Source organism: Desulfosporosinus sp. SYSU MS00001, assembly GCF_049943955.1.
GTDB lineage: Bacteria > Bacillota > Desulfitobacteriia > Desulfitobacteriales > Desulfitobacteriaceae > Desulfosporosinus.
Genome location: NZ_JBNFTW010000012.1, coordinates 114,017 through 132,575, shown reverse-complemented (window position 1 = coordinate 132,575; position 18,559 = coordinate 114,017). Strand labels below are relative to the sequence as shown.

General features: G+C 39.5%; 15 protein-coding genes and 1 other annotated feature. Of the genes, 10 read left to right on the top strand and 5 right to left on the bottom strand.

The window, feature by feature from the left end:
* The first annotated feature begins 35 nt into the window (after positions 1-35).
* The 4 genes from ACPUYX_RS18440 (at position 36) to ACPUYX_RS18425 (ending at position 6,915) form a co-directional block, all read left to right on the top strand.
* Positions 36-1,250 carry an efflux RND transporter periplasmic adaptor subunit gene (locus tag ACPUYX_RS18440; RefSeq protein WP_426381083.1) on the top strand — a complete coding sequence of 405 codons (1,215 nt, stop codon included), beginning with the start codon at positions 36-38 and terminating at the stop codon, positions 1,248-1,250.
* An 11-nt stretch (positions 1,251-1,261) separates the two neighbouring features.
* Positions 1,262-4,318: an efflux RND transporter permease subunit gene (locus ACPUYX_RS18435; protein ID WP_426381082.1), complete on the top strand. Its 3,057-nt coding sequence runs from the start codon at positions 1,262-1,264 to the stop codon at positions 4,316-4,318.
* 197 nt (positions 4,319-4,515) lie between these two features.
* Positions 4,516-4,712 (top strand) — a binding site (T-box leader).
* Between the two features lie 180 nt (positions 4,713-4,892).
* Positions 4,893-6,083 (top strand): pyridoxal-phosphate-dependent aminotransferase family protein, encoded by a 1,191-nt coding sequence (locus ACPUYX_RS18430; RefSeq protein WP_426381081.1) that lies wholly within the window; start codon positions 4,893-4,895, stop codon positions 6,081-6,083.
* A gap of 208 nt (positions 6,084-6,291) precedes the next feature.
* On the top strand, positions 6,292-6,915 hold the full coding sequence (locus ACPUYX_RS18425; protein ID WP_426381080.1) for an HAD-IA family hydrolase: 624 nt from the start codon (positions 6,292-6,294) through the stop codon (positions 6,913-6,915).
* A gap of 130 nt (positions 6,916-7,045) precedes the next feature.
* On the opposite strand, the gene ACPUYX_RS18420 is transcribed toward ACPUYX_RS18425, so the two are convergent.
* The 3 genes from ACPUYX_RS18420 to ACPUYX_RS18410 form a co-directional block, all read right to left on the bottom strand.
* Positions 7,046-7,276 (bottom strand): hypothetical protein, encoded by a 231-nt coding sequence (locus ACPUYX_RS18420; protein ID WP_426381079.1) that lies wholly within the window; start codon positions 7,274-7,276, stop codon positions 7,046-7,048.
* 251 nt (positions 7,277-7,527) lie between these two features.
* Entirely contained in the window at positions 7,528-7,998 is a 471-nt protein-coding gene (locus tag ACPUYX_RS18415; protein WP_426381078.1) for a hypothetical protein, read from the bottom strand.
* A 249-nt stretch (positions 7,999-8,247) separates the two neighbouring features.
* Positions 8,248-8,544 (bottom strand): MTH1187 family thiamine-binding protein, encoded by a 297-nt coding sequence (locus ACPUYX_RS18410; protein ID WP_426381077.1) that lies wholly within the window; start codon positions 8,542-8,544, stop codon positions 8,248-8,250.
* 200 nt (positions 8,545-8,744) lie between these two features.
* Here ACPUYX_RS18410 and ACPUYX_RS18405 point away from each other — a divergent pair, with 200 nt between their 5' ends.
* From ACPUYX_RS18405 to ACPUYX_RS18395, 3 genes are all read left to right on the top strand, one after another.
* Positions 8,745-11,000, top strand: coding sequence for a transglycosylase domain-containing protein (locus ACPUYX_RS18405; protein WP_426381076.1), 2,256 nt, complete (start codon positions 8,745-8,747; stop codon positions 10,998-11,000).
* Positions 11,001-11,178: 178 nt separating this feature from the next.
* The gene (tatA, locus tag ACPUYX_RS18400) at positions 11,179-11,379 is read left to right on the top strand and encodes a twin-arginine translocase TatA/TatE family subunit (RefSeq protein ID WP_426381096.1); all 201 of its coding nucleotides are present in this window, start codon (positions 11,179-11,181) and stop codon (positions 11,377-11,379) included.
* Between the two features lie 269 nt (positions 11,380-11,648).
* Positions 11,649-12,599: a LysR family transcriptional regulator gene (locus ACPUYX_RS18395; RefSeq protein WP_426381075.1), complete on the top strand. Its 951-nt coding sequence runs from the start codon at positions 11,649-11,651 to the stop codon at positions 12,597-12,599.
* An 87-nt stretch (positions 12,600-12,686) separates the two neighbouring features.
* Here ACPUYX_RS18395 and ACPUYX_RS18390 read toward each other — a convergent pair whose 3' ends face one another.
* Positions 12,687-13,637, bottom strand: coding sequence for a FadR/GntR family transcriptional regulator (locus ACPUYX_RS18390; protein ID WP_426381074.1), 951 nt, complete (start codon positions 13,635-13,637; stop codon positions 12,687-12,689).
* Positions 13,638-13,929: 292 nt separating this feature from the next.
* Between ACPUYX_RS18390 and ACPUYX_RS18385 the strand changes: the two genes are divergently transcribed.
* Positions 13,930-14,292, top strand: a complete 363-nt coding sequence (locus ACPUYX_RS18385; protein WP_426381073.1) for a cupin domain-containing protein — start codon at positions 13,930-13,932, stop codon at positions 14,290-14,292.
* 202 nt (positions 14,293-14,494) lie between these two features.
* Positions 14,495-15,259, top strand: a complete 765-nt coding sequence (gene allE, locus ACPUYX_RS18380) for a (S)-ureidoglycine aminohydrolase (protein ID WP_426381072.1) — start codon at positions 14,495-14,497, stop codon at positions 15,257-15,259.
* 405 nt (positions 15,260-15,664) lie between these two features.
* On the opposite strand, the gene ACPUYX_RS18375 is transcribed toward allE, so the two are convergent.
* A complete protein-coding gene (locus tag ACPUYX_RS18375; protein WP_426381071.1) occupies positions 15,665-16,897 on the bottom strand; it encodes a Zn-dependent hydrolase in 1,233 nt (410 codons plus the stop codon).
* Positions 16,898-17,189: 292 nt separating this feature from the next.
* Here ACPUYX_RS18375 and allB point away from each other — a divergent pair, with 292 nt between their 5' ends.
* Positions 17,190-18,548, top strand: coding sequence for an allantoinase AllB (gene allB / locus ACPUYX_RS18370; protein ID WP_426381070.1), 1,359 nt, complete (start codon positions 17,190-17,192; stop codon positions 18,546-18,548).
* Positions 18,549-18,559 lie beyond the last annotated feature (11 nt).

Genomic DNA, 18,559 nt, shown 5'->3' with positions numbered 1-18,559 from the left:
ATTTTACTGAGAGATAACTCGAGGGGGATTAGGGGATGAAACAAAGAGTATTACCTATTTTTTCATTGTTTATGGTACTTCTAATTGTTAGTGGATGTGGAGCAAATAGCGACAGCAATAAATCTGATACTAAAACTTATCCTGTCAAAACGGTACAGGTAAAGGAAGAAAACTATCTAGTTTCGTTGGAGTATCAGGGGATTACCGGCGAGAGTGAGGTAAGAAAGCTATCCTTTAAAAGTTCCGCCAAAATTGCCAAAATCTACGTTACGAAAGGACAGCATGTTACAAAAGGCGAGCCCTTGGTTGATCTTGACAAAACGGATTTAAATTATGCAATGCAGGCTGCTCAGTCCCAAATGAATGCGGCTGCAGCTCAATATAATAAAGCCGTAAATGGTGCTCAGCAAGAAGATATTAATAAGGCCGAGATTGCAGTGAAAAATGCCCAGGATAATTATACTTATTATAAGGATTTGTATGATAAAAATGTTACCTTATATAATAGTTCAGCGATTTCCAAACAGGCTTTGGATGGTTCAAAACTACAACTTGACAGCAGTGAGGCTGCTTTGAACAGTGCGCAGCAGACTTTGCAGCAGCTCAAAGCTGGATCTAGAGATGAAGACAAAGAAGCACTTTTAGCGCAGCTGAATACAGCAACTGCTGATTATAATGCCAAAATGAATTTAGTACAGGATGCCTCAATGGTTTCGGATATGGACGGTTACGTGGTCGATGTTCTCAGCAAAGAAGGGGAATTACAGCCTGCCGGAAACCCTGTTATTTTAATGAGAAGTGATGATCAAGTAATCACAGTCGGATTATCCGATAAGGATGTTAAGAAAATTAAAGTCGGTACGAAAGCAAAGATAACAATAGATAATAAGAGTGTTGATGGTGAAATCAGCAATATTGTGCAAATGGCGGATCAGCAATCAGGGACATTTAGTACTGAGATTAAGCTTTTAAATCCTATCGATAACGACCAATTTTATATTGGTGAAAGTGTAAAAGTGTACATAGAGTCAGGGGAACAGAGGTCGATTTTGATTCCCATCAGCTGCATTTTGAATGATGGGGAAGATTACGTCTATGTTGTGGAGAATGGCCGGGCCGTTCGAAAAAATATTACCTTGAACGATGCACAAGAGGATAAAGTTTCAGTGGAAGGTTTAAAGGCCGGCGATAAACTTGTCAGCGAGGGAATGAAGAATATAAAAGCGGGTTATCAAGTTTCTGAAAAGTGAGGTGAACAATATTGCGACTGATTAAAGCAGCCATTGAGAATAAAAAAATCGTCTTATTTCTAGTAGTTTTAGTTATTATCGCTGGATTGTATAGTTATTATATCGTTCCGAAGCAAGAAAGCCCGGACGTTTCTTCTCCTGCTGCTATGATTACCACGATTTATCCCGGAGCTTCTCCAAGTGATATAGAAACACTTGTCACGAAAAAAATAGAAGATAAGGTTGAAGAAATTGATGGCTATGATTATGTTGAATCATATTCCAAGAATAGTGCATCGATCGTTATCGTCTATTTGAACAATGATGCCGATAAAGATAAAGCCTGGAGGGACCTAAGAGATAAAATTAAAGATTTAAAATCGGAGCTTCCTGACGGATGTCAGGATAGCACTATTGATACTAACTTAACAGAGACCGCTGGAATGATTTTAAGTATCTCGGGTAAGAATTATTCTTACGAGCAGCTGGGTGATTATGCTGATGATATTAGGAAAGAATTGAGCAATGTCGACGGTATATCCAGATTTGATGTCAAGGGAAAGCAGGATAAGCAAGTAATCGTTGACGTGGATTGGACTCAAATCAATAAATATAATGTTTCTTTAGATGATGTTTGTAAGGTACTACAAGCTCAAAACATTAATATTCCCTCAGGATCTTTAAATTTAAAAACAGGGAAGATAAAGGTTGAAACGCCGGGAACCTTTACTTCACTTCAAGATATCCAAAATACAATTATAGGGGTTTCAGCAACTACCGGAGAAACCTTAAGAATCAAAGATATTGCCAAAGTATACATGGATTATGATCAAGATTCCAGTCTTAAATTTACAGATAATGGTTCTAATGCGGTATTGCTGGCAGGATATTTCCAGGATAATAAGAATATCGTACTGATTGGCGACAACGTTAGAAATAAACTGGATACCCTAAAAAAACAACTGCCTAATGATTTGACGATTGACGAGGTAACGTTTCAGCCCAAAGACGTCAGTGATTCCGTTTCCTTTTTCATGAAGAATCTTCGTGAAGGGATAATTCTTGTTATTATCACTGTAATCATAGGGATGAGTCTCCGCAATGCCATGGTGGTATCTGCAGTTATCCCAATATCTATATCCATGTCTTTTCTTGTGATGTATATCCTGGGGATTAAAGTTCAGCAGATGTCTACTACAGCCCTTATCATAGCTCTGGGAATATTAGTCGATGATGCAATTGTAATCGGTGATGTTGTCCAAGTAGGTATCGATAAAGGATTATCTGGAAACGAGGCAGCATTTGAAGGCATCAAGCGACTATTTGTACCGGTATTCACATCTACGTTAATTATCGTGGGCGCCTTTGCTCCGCTGCTCACGATTCCAGGGGCTGTAGGTGAATTTTTAAGGACCTTGCCTCAGGTTGTTATGATCTGTGTAACTTGTTCATATATTTCTGCACTACTTGTAACGCCTGCCATGTCCTCTCTGTTTTTCAGAAAAAGCAAAACTCTTGATAAAGAAAGCATTGTCCGTAAAATGTTCCGCAATCTTTTAAGCTATGGACTAAAGCATAAACTGAGGATTGTTGTCGTAGCTCTAGGAATTTTCATAGCTGCTCTTGGCCTAATGAAAACCTTAGGAATGCAGTTTTTCCCTTATGTCGATAAGAATATCCTTTATATCGATGTTTCCAATGAGAAGGTTGAAGATATTGACAGTACCGCTAATTTGGTTCAACAAGTTGAAGATGTCCTTAAAGCTCAAAAAGAAGTGACAGGATATACCTCTGCCATAGGCGGCGGCATGCCAAAATTTTATATTACACTAGCTTCAGTTGCTGCTTCCAAAGATACAGCGCAAATCATGGTACGAATAGACCTTGACAAAACAAAACGGTTCCAAACAAGGCAGGAGCTTGCTGAGTATTTACAAGGTTTATTGGACAGCAAACTTAGTCAAGGAACAGCTACTGTAAAACAATTAGAACAAGCTCAGCCAATAGGAGCGCCTATTCGCTTAAGACTTACTGGGGATGATCTGGAAAAACTATATGCTGCCTCCGAAAAGATTCAGCAGAAGTTGTTAATTATACCTGGAACTATGAACGTAAGAGATGATGCTGCGCAGAAATCCTATGAATATGAGGTCAAAATTGATGAGGCAAAAGCGTCACAGCTCGGGTTGCTAAAATCGGACATTCTTGAGCAAATCAATATCGCCCTTAACGGTTACAGCAGTTCAGTCTACAGAAAAAACGGCAGTGAATTTGAAATTTTAGTCAAAACTAACATTTCCTCAGTAAAAGATCTTGAAAATCTGCAGATTAAATCCAGTGTTACAGATAATAAAGTTCTCTTAGCCCAGGTGGCATCTATAGAGCTTACCCCTGAATTAGATCAAATTAAACATTACAAAAAGGAAAAAACTGTGACAGTGTATAGTGACGTTAAAACTGGATACAACTCAGTAAATATCGAAAATGCTTTAAGTCAACAGATTGCTGCTATGGATTTGAATGGTGTGAATGTTCTCTATGACGGAGAAAAAAATCAAATCGAAAAGAACTTTACCAGTCTCGCCTTAGCAGGAGTTTTAACAATCCTGATAATTTACGTTTTATTATTTGTCCAATTTAAATCCTTTGTCCAGCCTTTAATCATTATGTGCTCACTGCCATTATCCTTAATAGGAGTTGTTATCGGACTCATGGTCTTTAGAATGCCTCTATCCTTAACAGCTGTAATGGGAATCATAAGCCTGATTGGGGTTGTCATTAGAAACGCAATCTTACTTATTGAATATATTAACGGCGGGAGAGAAGAGGGGCTATCAATTGATGAAGCTTGTATGTATGCTGTGAGTCAAAGATTTCGTCCTATTATACTAAGCTCTACGGCAACCATCACCGGGCTCATCCCTCTTGCCTTATCTAAAAGTGCATTATTTGGCCCGATGTCGGTAACGATAATGTTTGGACTCTTGACAGCGACCTTCCTGACCTTTATTGTGATACCGGTTATTTATTCTTTGATAAATACCAAATTAGAGCAAAGGGCTCTTCAAGGACAAGTGGCAAACTTTTAAGCTATTTTAACAGGAAACAACAATTTGGTAAGACAAAGATTTTCAAGGCGTCTTTTCATGCGGCGTAATTCCGAAGAGTCTTGATTAGACACGGTCCTATACAAGTTCTGTATGAATACAGGATACAATTAATTTATCTGTTGAAAAGCACTTGACCATTAGGAGGCTTGGGTATATAATCGGATCAATTCGTTTTTGTTAACACGATGAAGGGAAAGTTGACTATTGCTGTTTTTAGAGAGCTGACGTTTGGTGGAAGTCAGTAACAGGGTAGAAGATTCCGTCCTGGAGTGTCTGGTGAAGAACCGAGACGGGTCCGCCCGATACAGCGGAATCAAGTTGGCTAGTTATAGCAAACAGGGTGGCAACGCGGGAATTACTTCTCGTCCCTCTTAGAGGGGCGAGAAGTTTTTGATTTATTTGAGAAGTTTATCTTCGAAAGAATAAGACTCAAATGTTGCTGAACTAATTGCTGAACAAATAGTCAAAAACTTGGGTGGCACCGCGGTAAATACACTGCCCCATGTGTTGGGGTAGTGTTTTTTTGTCTAAATAAGGATTAGGGGGATTTGAAATGTTAAGAAAAGATTTGTTTATGGTTCCTGGACCGACTACTATTCCGGATCGAGTTCTGCAGGCGATGCATCGTCAAATGATAAATCATCGCAGTGTGGAGTACGAGAAGCTTTTTGGGGGAATAACTAATGGACTTCAAAGACTATTTGGAACTTCGGGCGACGTTATAACGTATCCATCGTCGGGAACAGGAGCGTTAGAAGCAGCATTGGTCAATACTCTTTCACCAGGGGATAAGGTACTTGCTTTAAGTGCTGGGGTATTTGGCGATTATTTCGCAAAGATTGCCGGAGATTTCGGTTTAGATGTGGAAAAGATGGACTTTCCTTGGGGAAAAGGTCTTTCACCTGATTGGTTAGCTGAACGTCTAAGTGCTGATCGGAAGCATGAGATTAAGGCGATCTTAGTGACTCATAATGAAACCTCAACAGGCGTAACTCATGATATCAAAGCTCTTTCTAAAGCTCGAGGAAATCACCCGGCCTTAATTTATGTAGATGCAGTCAGTTCTCTGGCAGCAATTCCCCTTAAAATGGACGAATGGAATTTGGATGTCGTGGTTACAGGCTCTCAGAAAGGACTCATGCTGCCGCCCGGTTTAAGTTTTCTGGCGATGAACGCACGAGCTTGGGAGGCCTATCGTCACTCCAAACTCCCTAAATTTTACTGGGATGCATTAACTGCCAAGAATTTTCTTGTTAAATCCCAGAATCCTTACACACCTGCAATATCTTTGCTCTACGGTTTAGAAGAAGTGCTAAGATGCTTTGAAGAGGAAGGAATGGAAAACATCTTTGCTCGGCATAGAAGAATGAGAGACGCCCTTCGAGATGGAGCAAAGGCCATTAATTTGCGTCTTTTAGCGGAAGATAAAGTGGCTTCTCCAACTGTAACTGCTGTTTGCATGCCTGAGGGAATAGAAGGGAAAAAGCTTCAAAAGGTTATGAATGACGAATATGGTGTTTCCTTGGCAAGCGGATTGGAAAAATTAGCGAATCGAGTGGTTCGAGTTGGACATCTGGGTAATGTATTTGAGACCGATATTCTTACGACCTTATCTACTTTAGAAATGGCTTTGCTTAAAATGGGTGTGGATGTTGAGTTAGGTGCAAGTGTTCGAGCAGCACAACATATAATCCTTAAAACCGAAGGAGTTATTACGAATCAAAAGCAAGTTCTTCTTGGTTAATTTCTCTAAGTATGTTTAAACACAATATCTGGCCTTTTGTCGCCCTTGAATATAACGATAATAACGATGGCCTGTTCGTCGGTGCCAGGGAAGAATGAAATCAGTATTGGATCAAACTAAATGAACTATGGATTGTCAAATTATGTTTTAAGGTGAATATACTATACAAGATTCTTTTACCCTTTTAAAACATAAAAGGAGCATTCCGATGGTAAAATTACTTGTGTTTGATTTTGATGGCACTCTGGTTGATTCCCAAAGTATATCTATCAAAATTTACAATCAACTTGCAGACAAATATCATGTGAAAAAAATCAAGAGTTTCGATACAATTAAAAAGCTTCCTCTCCACGAACGATTTAAAACCCTTAATTTGCCAATCTATAAACTCCCGCTTTTTGCCGCCGATTTTACTAAACAGTATAAAAATTCATTGGAAACTATTGCTTTGGTTACGGGCATGAGAGAAATCCTAATTGAGCTGAAGAAAAAGGGATATGAATTAGCGATAGTTTCTTCAAACTCCGAGAGTAACATACGAGATTATTTGGGTGAAAAGCAAATTAATGTTTTCGAAACTATTATTAATTCCCATAATATCTTAGGTAAGGACAAGGTGATTAAGAAATTATTAATCTCCAAAATGTTAGAATCATCTGAAGTGATCTATGTCGGAGATGAAATAAGAGATGTGATTGCCTGTAAAAAGTTGGGTATTAAGATTATCTGGGCAAACTGGGGATATGATTTACTGGAGATGTTACAAGGTGAACAGCCGGATTATATCGCTTATTCACCAGAGGACATCTTATCAATAATCAACTTGCAGTAAACGAAAAATCGCCAGATTATAATATTCCTTCTCTTAGCAACTTGGTCCCTAATTCAAATGCATGATTAATATGGAAGATTGTTAGAAGCCGCTTTCTGAGAGCGGCTTCTAACAATCTTCGTATTTACGTTTAATAGTTTATATTTGAAATCATAACCAGAGTAGTCAAGAAGAATAAGAAAGTACATATTATACTCACCGAAATTATTGCCTTTTTCCGATCATCTTGGTCTTCTTTGGCAGTATAGTTGTTCGATGTTCTTAAATAGATGACAGCAGCAGTTGTTCCTCTTACGGCGGTATTGACGTTACCATTGAATTTTTTATTTTCATTATGAAATGTATAACACCTTCCGCTCATTATCCTCTCTCCTTTTTGTGACTATGTATGGGCACCTTACAACATCTCATGTCATTTTCTTTTCAATAATGTTCCTAATAATTAGAGTTCGCTAATAATTCAGAATTACCTGCTTTAAAAAAATATTAATTGTATTTTAAATTATTCATTCAGTAATAATTTGCTCACAAAGTTTATGGAAGATTCAACGGCTGAGCGAGTTTAAAACGGTATATTGGAAATATTCTAAACACGCGAAAAATCTACTACTATTAGGCAGGGTTCTTTATGAGCGGGCTTGTTTTAATAAAGGCCCAAGTAATCGTTGACCACCAAAACAAAAACGTCATATAGGAGAAAAACGGATAATACCAGGACTGAAAATCAAATAAGCCCGCATTGTGGACTAAATAACCATATCCAACACTAAATGCTGCAAAACCTATAAGATAAGCATATTGAAATACCTTCCTTAAAGGTAAAAAACGCAGAAAGATCATGACTGTTAAGATCCAGCTGAGAGGGGAAAGTAAATTTTCTCCCAAAGCATTATAAACACCAGCATTTTTGAACCATATAATATGCAGTATATTTTGGAATAAGCCAACAACAACGATGTCACCTAGCCCTCCAAAAAGGAAACCATAAATAAAATAGTGCTTTAAATCCCTTTGAGGGATCGTTAAAAGTACGACTATAAAAGCTGCAACTATATAACATGGATAGAAAAATGTTGACAGCATTGTGCACCCCCGTATTTTTCAGGATAGTATGTTTCTGGGCAGCTTTATTTATGCAATGTTCATTGTCTTAGATTATTACCAAATGTAGACAAATTATATCGTTAAACGACTAGACGACCTAACAAAAATAGACAGTTAGCGTGGCAGGCAAATGCCACGTTAACTGTCTATTTTTGTAGGGCCATTTTTTCTATTAAGTCTTATACATTCCTGACCTTCTTAGAAAAGGGCAAAATAATGACATGATTTCTATATCTGTTGTTCAATAGCTTGAATTTTTCCTTCCATTGATAAAGTTTTATCTCTTCGTTCATCAATTTTGATCGTCGTTGAAACTCTTAATGCTCCGGCAGAAAACACAGCTTCTTGAGCTTCTTTGATTGCTTCCATGATTTCGCTCAAATCCCCCTCCAGAGTAGTAAACATTGGTCCTAGCTGGCGTTTGAGGTTCTTCTTAGAAGCAAACACTTTCTCAGCTTCAACTACAAACTTGCTTACACTTGTTCCTGATCCCAAGGGCACAATACTTACCGCAACAACAGCCATTATCGTTCTCTTCCTTTCTTAGAGAATTATTTTATGTAATTATACCTCTAGCATGAGGGCTAGATCAAAGTGAAAGAAGTAGATGTCCGCGAGTATGAAAAATGTACCAAAGTGACGATTAAGCAATTATTACCATTCTATTTATCGATATTTAGTATGTTATACTTTATTTAGTATTTAATTGTTGGGGGTTATTTAATATGGCTAAATCGTCGCGCAAGAATAGCGGACCACGACGAAGAAAAAGCAGTAAGCTTCGAGTGTTCCTTTATTCACTTTTGACTATGCTTATTATTGCTGTTGCTATTGGCGGAATTATTGTCTGGAAAGCAGCTGCACAGCTTCCGCAATGGGATCCTTCCGTTTTGGACAACATGAAGCAGTCTTCAATTATTTATGATAAGGATGGAAATGAGATTGCCCAGTTACATAGTACTGTGAATAGGCTCAGCTTAAGTTCATCCCAAATCCCGGATATCGTGAAAAAGACCTTTGTTGCTGTCGAAGACAAACGTTTTTATCAGGAAATCGGGATTGATCCGATTCGAATTGTCGGTTCACTCTACCAGGATTTGATTTCAGGAAGCGCCAAAGAAGGGGCTAGCACAATTACGCAGCAACTGGCCCGCAATGCCTTCATCCAAGATCCAACGGCGAAGACACTAACGAGAAAAATTCAAGAAGTTCTTATTGCCATACAACTTGAACGCCACTATACCAAGGATGAAATCCTTACATTTTATCTCAATAAAATTCCTCTCGGCGAATCTTCCTATGGTATTGAGGCGGCTGCTAAAACCTATTTTGGCAAAGACGTCAGCCAGCTTGATCCGGCTCAGGTGGCCCTTTTGGCTGGTTTGCCACAAGCATCCAGCGGATATGATCCCTATTTTCATCCTGATGCAGCTAAGGCCAGACGCAATATTGTCCTTGGTGTCATGCGCAATGCGGGTATAATTGACGATGCACAATACAATCAATCCATTAATGAACCTTTTACCTATGTAGACACGATGATTAAAACATATGGCGGACCGCAAAAGGCTGTTTATGCAACAGCAAATTATAAGTATCCGTCTTTTGTCGATTATGTCGTCAATGAGTTGGAAAACCAATACAATCTGACTCAGGATCAAATCTTTAATGGAGGATTAAAGATTTATACTACGGTAGATCCCATAATCCAAACGGCAGCAGAAGACGCTTTTAATGATCCGGCAAATTTCCCGAAAAGTTATGATAAGACTCTCGTCCAGGGGGCTATGACGATGATCGAACCATCGACAGGTAATATTGTGGCTATGGTTGGCGGACGGGATTATCAATTCGGGAATTTTGACCGTGCTTGGCAAGCCAAGCGACAGCCGGGATCTACGATTAAACCTTTAGCTGTTTATGGCCCAGCCTTGGAGAAGGGTGGCTATTATCCCGGGACTGTTTTGGATGATATGCCAGTTACCTTTGATTTAGGAGCTGGTCAGACTTACAGTCCTGTAGATGATGACACTTCTACTTCAGGCTGGAAAGGGCAGATTACAATGCGTTATGCATTGCAGGAATCCGTTAATGTTTATGCAGTTAAGCTCTTGAGTTTAATTGGTATAAATACTGGTTGGCAATTTGCCAGAGATAATCTTGGCTTACCTCTGACAGACCAGGACAAGGTATTAAGTTTAGCACTGGGGACATGCCACGTTTCGACATTGGATATGGCCTCGGCTTATGGGGTTTATGCCAACAATGGAGAGCGAGTTACCAGTCATGCTATCGATAAAGTGATTGATTCAACAGGAAAGACTATTATTACTCCGAATATAACTCGACAACGTGTCATGAAACAAACCACCGCTTATTTAATTAGTGATATGCTAAGCAGCGTCGTAACGAGCGGAACAGGCTATGCGGCAAAAATCGGGGATTGGGCGGTAGCCGGAAAAACAGGCACCACATCTCTGCCGCAAAGCTATGGTAATAAAAATGGTAATCCGGATGCTTGGTTTGCCGGTTATACGCCATATTATGCGGGAGTAGTGTGGATGGGTTATGATTCGGATCCCGATGGACAGCATTATTTGCGCCAAGTTTACGGTGGAAGCTATCCAGCTCAGATTTGGAAGAAGGTCATGACCGTTGCTCTTCAAGATAAGACGGTACAGACACAGTTTACCCGTCCCGCTGGAATTGTTAGCGGTAAAATTGATACGAAATCGGGATATTTACCAAGTTCTTTAACACCATCGCAGTTCATTCAAACGGAAATAGCAGCACAGGGGAATTTTCCCACTCAGGTTAGTACTATTTGGGTACAAGAATATGTTGATTCCAACAAAGTCTCGCGTGTGTTCTTATATCTTCCGGATAGGGATCCTTCCATTACTTGGCCATCTAATGAAGCACCTTACCGTTTGCCGTCTAACGCACCTTTGCCGAAGCAGTTGCAGGAAGCGCCTTATTAGAACGGAATCTATTGTTCGCAATCGGTCATTTTAAGCTCTGTCTTCGGACAGAGCTTATTTATTAAAATACCATAAATAAATTTGAATCATCTTTGAGATCCAGGTAATTCTAAAGAATAGAAACAAAGCTGATTCGTTTCTCGCAAAAGTTTGCAGATTATAAGGGAGGAATAAAATGATGCTGATATCATTCGGTTTTTTTGATGTTCCAGAAATGGCAATCCTTTTGGTAATTGCTTTAGTTATTTTTGGTCCTGGTAAATTGCCAGATGTTGGAAAATCATTGGGCAAAGGAATTGCAGAATTTAAAAAAGCTTCCGAGGGGAAAACTACTGAAACGAAAGAAGATGACCAGAACAATCAGAATAATAAACAATAGATCGATGGACAATTGATTTTCATGTATCCTGCATAATCTGCAGTGACATATAATCTATTGTATTTTATAATCAAGACTATTTATTTCTTTCAATCGTAAGACTCCACTTCTACAATTGGAATGACAATAGAATTTGTTATGGACTGGGCTCTTTCAGCGAAGTGTCTACAGGCCGCTTTCGTCACCGGAGCCTCATGTTCAGTTTTAGCTGACGAGTTCATAGAAACATACTTGAAAGGAGATGACTTATCATCGAACAAGTATTTCAGATGTTTAAAGAAGTCGCGGAAACGAATAATATTACCTTATCAGCCAAGCGTCTTCATATGAGTCAGCCCAGTATCACTTTGCAGATTCAGAATCTGGAAAGTGAATATGGTGCACGTTTTTTTGACCGCACAAATAAAGGGGTCACGCTGACAAAAGAAGGTGAAATCTTTTATACTCATGTTGTAAGAGTTTTGGACATTCTTTCCCATGCCCGAGAAGAGATACATGCTCTTGCTAAAGATCAGCGCAAATTGCTTTATCTCGGTGCTACCCTAACTATTGGGGAATATATTCTTCCTAAAATTTTAGCGTTTATGTCCCAACATCATCCCGATGTTGAGTTCAAAGTTAAGATTGCCAATACAGATACAATTTCACAAGATATCTTGGAGAAAAAGCTGCATATTGGACTCATTGAAGGTCCTATTGTTCAGTATAAGGACCTAAATGTTGAGAGTTTTTGGGAAGATGAATTAGTTGTTGTGATACCGGTTTTCCATCCCTGGGGATTAAGAAATGCGATATCTTTGGAAGAACTATTATCTGAGCACCTTGTAACAAGAGAGGAAGGTTCCGGGACTCGCAAGGTCATGGAAATAGCTCTTAAAGAGAAAGGTCTTGATCCCGATCAATTGAATGTAACTATGGAATTAGGAAGCACACAAGCGATTAAAGAAGTCATTGTAGCGGGACTCGGAATTGCAGTTATGTCTAAACTAACCGTCAGCAGCAACGATGATCAAAAGCATTTCAAGGCCCTAAAATTTGAAAATGGCCCTATTTATAGACCTTTCAGTATTTTGACCAATGCCCAAATTACTAAGACTAAAAGAGAGCGTGCTTTAATCGATCTGCTTCATGATCATAATCTACTTGAGGATATTATTAGTAAGGATTATTACGAATTTGAGAAAGATAAGAAAAGAAGTGATATGCTAGCTTCAAAATGAACTATCATATCTTACAAGAAGTCCTCTACCCGGTATAAGAAAAACCTCCATTGGATGCTCTTGGAGGTTTTTTGCGCGTGATGTTCGCTAAAGGCTATATCTAATTCGGGCATTTTCAAGATGATTTTTCATGGCTAGAACGGCTTCGTCATTATGATGCTGGAAGATGTTCTCATAAATAAGGCTATGTTCTTTATAGACGGCATTTAGATTATCGATACTTAACATACCGCTTTGGCTGATATGTTTAATGAGTTTGCGTGAAGTTTGGAGTAAATTACTTAATATTGGATTGTGAGAACATTGGGCAATTGAGAGGTGAAAATCAAGATCTAAATCAAGAAAGTGTTGAAAATCGCGTTCAAGATATGCTCTTTTGGATTCTTCGAAAATTAGTTTAAGATTATTCAAATCTTCTAAAGTTGCATTAATAGCAGCTAGACGTGCCGATTCAAGCTCTAGGACATTACGAACGGATATTACATGATCTAAATTCTTATCTCCCAGGAAGAATGTCCAAGACAGCGGGGTCAAAAAAAATTCTGAGCTATCTGAGGCAATAAAAGTACCTTGTCCAGGGAGAATATTGATAAGCCCAAGAACGCTTAGAACTTTTAAGGCTTCTCGAATGGAAGTTCGCCCAACATTAAATAGGACAGCAAGATTGCGGTCTGAGGGAAGCTTATCCCCTGGCTTCATTTTGTTTGCTAATAGTTGGTCTTCAAGAAAATTACTGAGGGCATTGGCCAGAGTTTCAACCTGACTTGATTTTTTTTCAATTGGAGTGAGGTCGGTTAAGGCTTTTCCATGGACTGATCGTTGGTTGGCAAGAAACACATCAATATTCTTGGCAAAATCATCGGGGGGAAGCTGAAAAAGTTTTGAATCAACAGCGAAAGCTTGAGCAAGCAGTGAGGCATAATATTCGCTGTCCTTACATGATTTTTTTTCAAGTGTTGACAGTTTGGAAATACTAAGGTGAGGCTGATCGTTTTCGTTCATTAAATAGTAATGAATAAAGTCGCTTTGCGACAGCATGAGTCGTCTTCTTAACAAAAGTATATTTTCGGGAATATGTATCGGGGTAAGATTATCCATTTGTCTTATCAAGCCTTTCTGGTGTCCTCTAGCCGCACGTCATTAACAGACAATAGTAATTATAGCAAACGTTTTATCCAATCGTAATACTCCTATTTCTACATAGGGAGTAGTTCCCATACCGAGAATAACGCGAAATTAAAGATTGCATTATAACAATACATGAGTTAGAATGAAATTGCAAATAAAGTGGTCGACCGCATGACCACTTTCCAAAAACGGAGGACAGTTTATGATCAAGAAAGCTGAAGATTTAAGGGTCGAATACAGCCCAAACCTAAAAGGCGGAAAAGGCACCGTAAAAATCATTAATATTGTTGAGAATAAGGATAACCATGGCACAGGCAGGCTCTTTGGAGTAAGTATTATCCCTGTAGGAGGGTCAATCGGCAAACATCAACATATTGGAGATTTCGAAACATATTACATTCTGAAAGGCAAAGCTCTGGTCAATGATAATGGAGATGAACAAATTCTCGGTCCTGGTGATATGACACAATGCAATGACGGAGATTATCATTCCATTGAGAATATTGGAGATTGTGATTTAGAGTATATTGCCGTGATTTTGTATACCAAACAAAAAGAACAGTGAACTCGTTCAGCTAAGGCTGAACATCGGGGCTTAAGATACAATAATTTCCAGTGGACATTATTGCCGAGCCGCCTTTCCCAATAGGAATACTTAGCGGCGAAGGAGGATTCTACCCCACCTGAAGTTAACGAAGGCCCCCCCCACTTATAGAAGTGGGGGTCTTAAAAACTGGATAAAGATAGCTTGAAAGGATGGATAGTTCATGGGTTACCCAAAAGATATTCTAGCGACAAGAGCAGTTGTTAAACACGGTAAGTATGCCGTAATTCCTCCCGACGGACTCGTAAATAATGTTGTCCCGGGAATTGAAGGCTGTCGAATCAGTATTGTTGCTTCACCGAAAATGGGGGCTAGTTTTGTCCAATATGTGATTACTGCTGAAAAGAGTGGTGGAACAACCAAGGTATTTGGTAATCAAGCCAATATCGAAACCTTTATCTATTGCATTGAAGGGGAAGGAAACTATACTGTTGACGGCAAAGACTATAGGGCGGTCGATGGTGCCTATATCTATGCTCCGGCAGGTGTTGGCCTGGAGTTTAAGAACACCAGTGAAAAGCCAATGAAGGTTCTTTTGTATAAACAAGTCTATATTCCCTGCGAAGGCATGAATCCCTATATTTATTATGGAAACGTGAATGATATCGAATACAGAATTTATGATGAGATGGAAAACGTTTTCGTTAAAGATCTGCTTCCGGTTGATATCAATTTCGATATGAACATGCATATTCTCTCTTTCGCGCCGGGAGGATGCCATCCTTTCGTAGAAACTCATGTCCAGGAACATGGCGCCTATATTTTAGAAGGTGAAGGGTGCTATCTCCTTGATGACAACTGGTCGATGATCAAAAAAGATGATTTCATGTGGTTCGGTCCTTATGTGGCTCAAGCAGCCTATGGTGTCGGCAGGACGAATTTCACTTACATCTATTCCAAGGATTGCAACAGAGATGTCGAGCTTTAAATGATTGTCTCATAACTATTTTTCGATATGCTCCCATAAAGCAGAAGGTTATAAATCTTTTGCGTAAATGGGAGCATTTTTGTTATGCTTCACAATTTTGTGTAAGCGACTTCACATTTTAGTAAAGCTTAAGAATACAAAAGCAGGAAAGAAAGTTTATCTGTAGTTACAATGATTAGATAACGATCGTTTTATAAGATTACCAGAATAGAAGTTAAAGGTAATGAAGGTAATGAAGGTAATGAAGGTAATGAAGGTAATGAAGCTAATAGAAGATTATATATTAGAAAACTATAAGATTTTAAGAAGGTAATAGACGATAACAGAGATGAAACTTTAAAGGGAGTGGTCAACTATAAGTTTTTGACCACTCCCCAAAAAAGGTTACATAAAAATAAATATGTTTTAGCTAGCTTTAACTGCTAATTCTAATAGGGTATAATACAGTACTTTAACTCCGTTGGCACAATCATCCGGGCTGCTCCATTCTGCAGGATTGTGACTGATTCCATCTTTGGAACGAACAAAAATCATGCCGATGGGGCAGATGTTTACCATCTGCATAGCATCATGTCCTGCACCGCTTGGCAGAGAAAAATAGGGAAGTCCTGAACTCTCACATGCTTTCCGAGCCGCAATTTGGAACGCTTCTGAGCAAGGTGCAGGTGGAATTCTTTGCAGAATATCAGTCTTAAGACTAACCCCCCTTTCCTTGCAGATTCTAGCGAATTCGTTAAAGATCTGCATTTCCACCTTATCGCTGACCTCCTGGGAAGTATCCCTGAGATCTAAGGTAAATTCGACGGTTCCGGGAATGATATTGATACCTCCCGGCTGTACATTGAGCCGTCCTACGGTAGCTACCGTAGTTCCTGTTGATTTCGCCTCTCGTTCAACTACTTGCACCATTTCGGCAGCTGCAACTAAGGCATCATGACGCAAGGTCATAGGCGTAGCTCCGGCATGACCCGCTTCACCATAGACAGAACATTTTAGCCAAAGTTCGTTGACGATGCCGCTGACGATCCCAATCGAGAGGTTCTTCGATTCCAAAACTTTTCCTTGTTCAATGTGAAGTTCAATAAAGGCTTTGATGGACTCTTGGGAGCGGTTAGCCTCACTGATCTTGTCGGGATTGTATCCTTGTGTCTGCATTGCCTCCGCGACGGAAATGCCATTTTTATCTTTCATTTCAAGATCTTTATGGCTTAGATTGCCGATAACTCCTCGGCTCCCAAACATACTAAAACTAAAACGTGAACCTTCTTCGTCGTTAAAAGCATAAACCTCAATGGGATGCTTCGTCTCAATGTGTTGTTCATTTAGTGTCTGCAAGACTTCGATTGCTCCGAGAAGACCGAGTGCGCCGTCATAGATTCCTCCGTCACAAACAGAGTCTATGTGTGAACCTGTAAGAACCACCGCTGCGTTGGGGTCGTATCCCTCCCGGCGGCCAATTAAATTGCCTACGGCATCTTCTCTTACTTGTAAGCCAGCTTCCCGCATGTAAACAGCAACAAGATCTTTTGCCGATCTATCTTCTTGAGTAAAGGCGTGACGAGTTATGCCTCCAGATTGATTCCTTCCTATCTTCCCTAATTCCCTTAAACGATGAAGCAGACGTTCTTTATTAATCACGTTTGTCACTCCTTAAATTGGCTTATATTGTGTCTAGTTTTATTTTTTAATATTTTTTGACTTTTGTCTTTAGTAATTATAGATAATAAAATCATCTTTTGATTAGCACATTGTGATAATGAAAAATGTAAATGTTCATTATATTCTAGATGTAGAACATTATTCGAATTGTATAAATTCAAAGTTGAGGAGGGGACATTACCAACAACAATTAAGATTCAAGGCTAAAACTGGGTTTCCTGAGGATATGTCGGATTTTAGGTATTTAATTAGTAAAAGGAGGGGTTGGGCAATGTTTGATCTGGTTATAAAAAACGGCAAGGTTGTTAAAACGGATGGAATTATCGAAGCTAACATAGGTGTTAAGGATGGGAAAATCGCAGCTATCGTGGAATCCGGAAATCACCTTGAAGGAAAAGAAGTAATTGATGCTCAGGGAAACTATATATTCCCCGGTGCAATTGATAGTCATGCTCACTTAAATGATCCAGGCTACTTATGGAGAGAAGACTACGCCCACGGCACTGCTGCAGCAGGGGTGGGGGGAATCACAACAATCATTGATATGCCTCTGCAGAATGAACCGGCAATGACAGATGCTCAAATCTTTGATAAAAAGATTCAAGCGGTTTCAGTGAACGCCTATGTCGACTATTGTTTCTGGGGAGGACTAGTTGACTATAACTTAGATAAATTGAAGGAATTAGATGAAAAGGGTTGTATCGGTTTTAAATCCTTCATCGGGCCGGTATCCCCCGATTATGTTTCTCTCACAATCGGTCAAGCTAAAGAGGCTATGGAAATTTTGCAGGAGTTTGATGCCCGGGCCGCTTTTCACTGTGAAGATTATTCTCTGATCAAGTGGGAAGAGAAGAGAGCACAACGTAAAGAAAAAAATGATTGGCAGGATTTCTTGAATTCCAGACCGGTGATTGCCGAGTTAATAGCCACTCAAAATATTATTAATCTTGCCAAGGAGCTGGGAGCAAAAGCTCATATCTGTCATGTCAGCCATCCACGAGTTGCCAAAATCATTCAAGAGGCACAACAGCAAGGGATCGATGTAACGGCTGAAACATGCGGGCATTATCTTACATTTACCGACCAAGATGTCATTAAGAATGGCAGTTTGTTTAAATGTGCGCCTCCCTTAAGGGAAGAGGCGGCCGTGGAGGAAATGTGGGAATACGTCAATAACGGAACTTTATCTTGCGTTGCTTCTGATCATTCACCGTGTGAATTGAGCGAGAAGAGTGAAGAAAAGCATGGAATTTTTGGAGCCTGGGGCGGCATAAGCGGTATCCAAAATGTAATGCAGGTCGTCTTTAGTGAAGGCGTTGTCAAGAGAGGCTATAACCCGACCTTATTGGCCCGCAGTTTAAGTGAAGGTCCGGCAAAGGTTTGCGGGATTTTTGGCAAAAAAGGAGCCATTGAGGTTGGCTTTGATGCCGACCTGGTTATCCTTGACCCAGAGAAAGAATGGGAAATTACTCCGGAGTCATTGTACTATGTCAATAAAATTTCTGCATTTGTCGGTTTAAAAGGAAAGGGTCTTCCTGTCTGCACGGTTGTAAGGGGCCAAGTAGTCGCCAAAGATGGCAAAATAGTTGGTCAAAAGGGTTTTGGCGAATTTGTCAGCAAATTGAAATAGGAGAGGGGGAT

What these genes read in the sequence shown, in the direction of transcription:
- ACPUYX_RS18440 (WP_426381083.1), top strand. Translation starts at nt 36, where the DNA reads ATGAAACAAAGAGTATTACCTATTTTTTCATTGTTTATGGTACTTCTA.
- ACPUYX_RS18430 (WP_426381081.1), top strand. Translation starts at nt 4,893, where the DNA reads ATGTTAAGAAAAGATTTGTTTATGGTTCCTGGACCGACTACTATTCCG.
- ACPUYX_RS18425 (WP_426381080.1), top strand. Translation starts at nt 6,292, where the DNA reads ATGGTAAAATTACTTGTGTTTGATTTTGATGGCACTCTGGTTGATTCC.
- ACPUYX_RS18420 (WP_426381079.1), bottom strand. Translation starts at nt 7,276, where the DNA reads ATGAGCGGAAGGTGTTATACATTTCATAATGAAAATAAAAAATTCAAT.
- ACPUYX_RS18415 (WP_426381078.1), bottom strand. Translation starts at nt 7,998, where the DNA reads ATGCTGTCAACATTTTTCTATCCATGTTATATAGTTGCAGCTTTTATA.
- ACPUYX_RS18410 (WP_426381077.1), bottom strand. Translation starts at nt 8,544, where the DNA reads ATGGCTGTTGTTGCGGTAAGTATTGTGCCCTTGGGATCAGGAACAAGT.
- ACPUYX_RS18405 (WP_426381076.1), top strand. Translation starts at nt 8,745, where the DNA reads ATGGCTAAATCGTCGCGCAAGAATAGCGGACCACGACGAAGAAAAAGC.
- tatA (WP_426381096.1), top strand. Translation starts at nt 11,179, where the DNA reads ATGCTGATATCATTCGGTTTTTTTGATGTTCCAGAAATGGCAATCCTT.
- ACPUYX_RS18395 (WP_426381075.1), top strand. Translation starts at nt 11,649, where the DNA reads ATGTTTAAAGAAGTCGCGGAAACGAATAATATTACCTTATCAGCCAAG.
- ACPUYX_RS18390 (WP_426381074.1), bottom strand. Translation starts at nt 13,637, where the DNA reads ATGCTGTCGCAAAGCGACTTTATTCATTACTATTTAATGAACGAAAAC.
- ACPUYX_RS18385 (WP_426381073.1), top strand. Translation starts at nt 13,930, where the DNA reads ATGATCAAGAAAGCTGAAGATTTAAGGGTCGAATACAGCCCAAACCTA.
- allE (WP_426381072.1), top strand. Translation starts at nt 14,495, where the DNA reads ATGGGTTACCCAAAAGATATTCTAGCGACAAGAGCAGTTGTTAAACAC.
- allB (WP_426381070.1), top strand. Translation starts at nt 17,190, where the DNA reads ATGTTTGATCTGGTTATAAAAAACGGCAAGGTTGTTAAAACGGATGGA.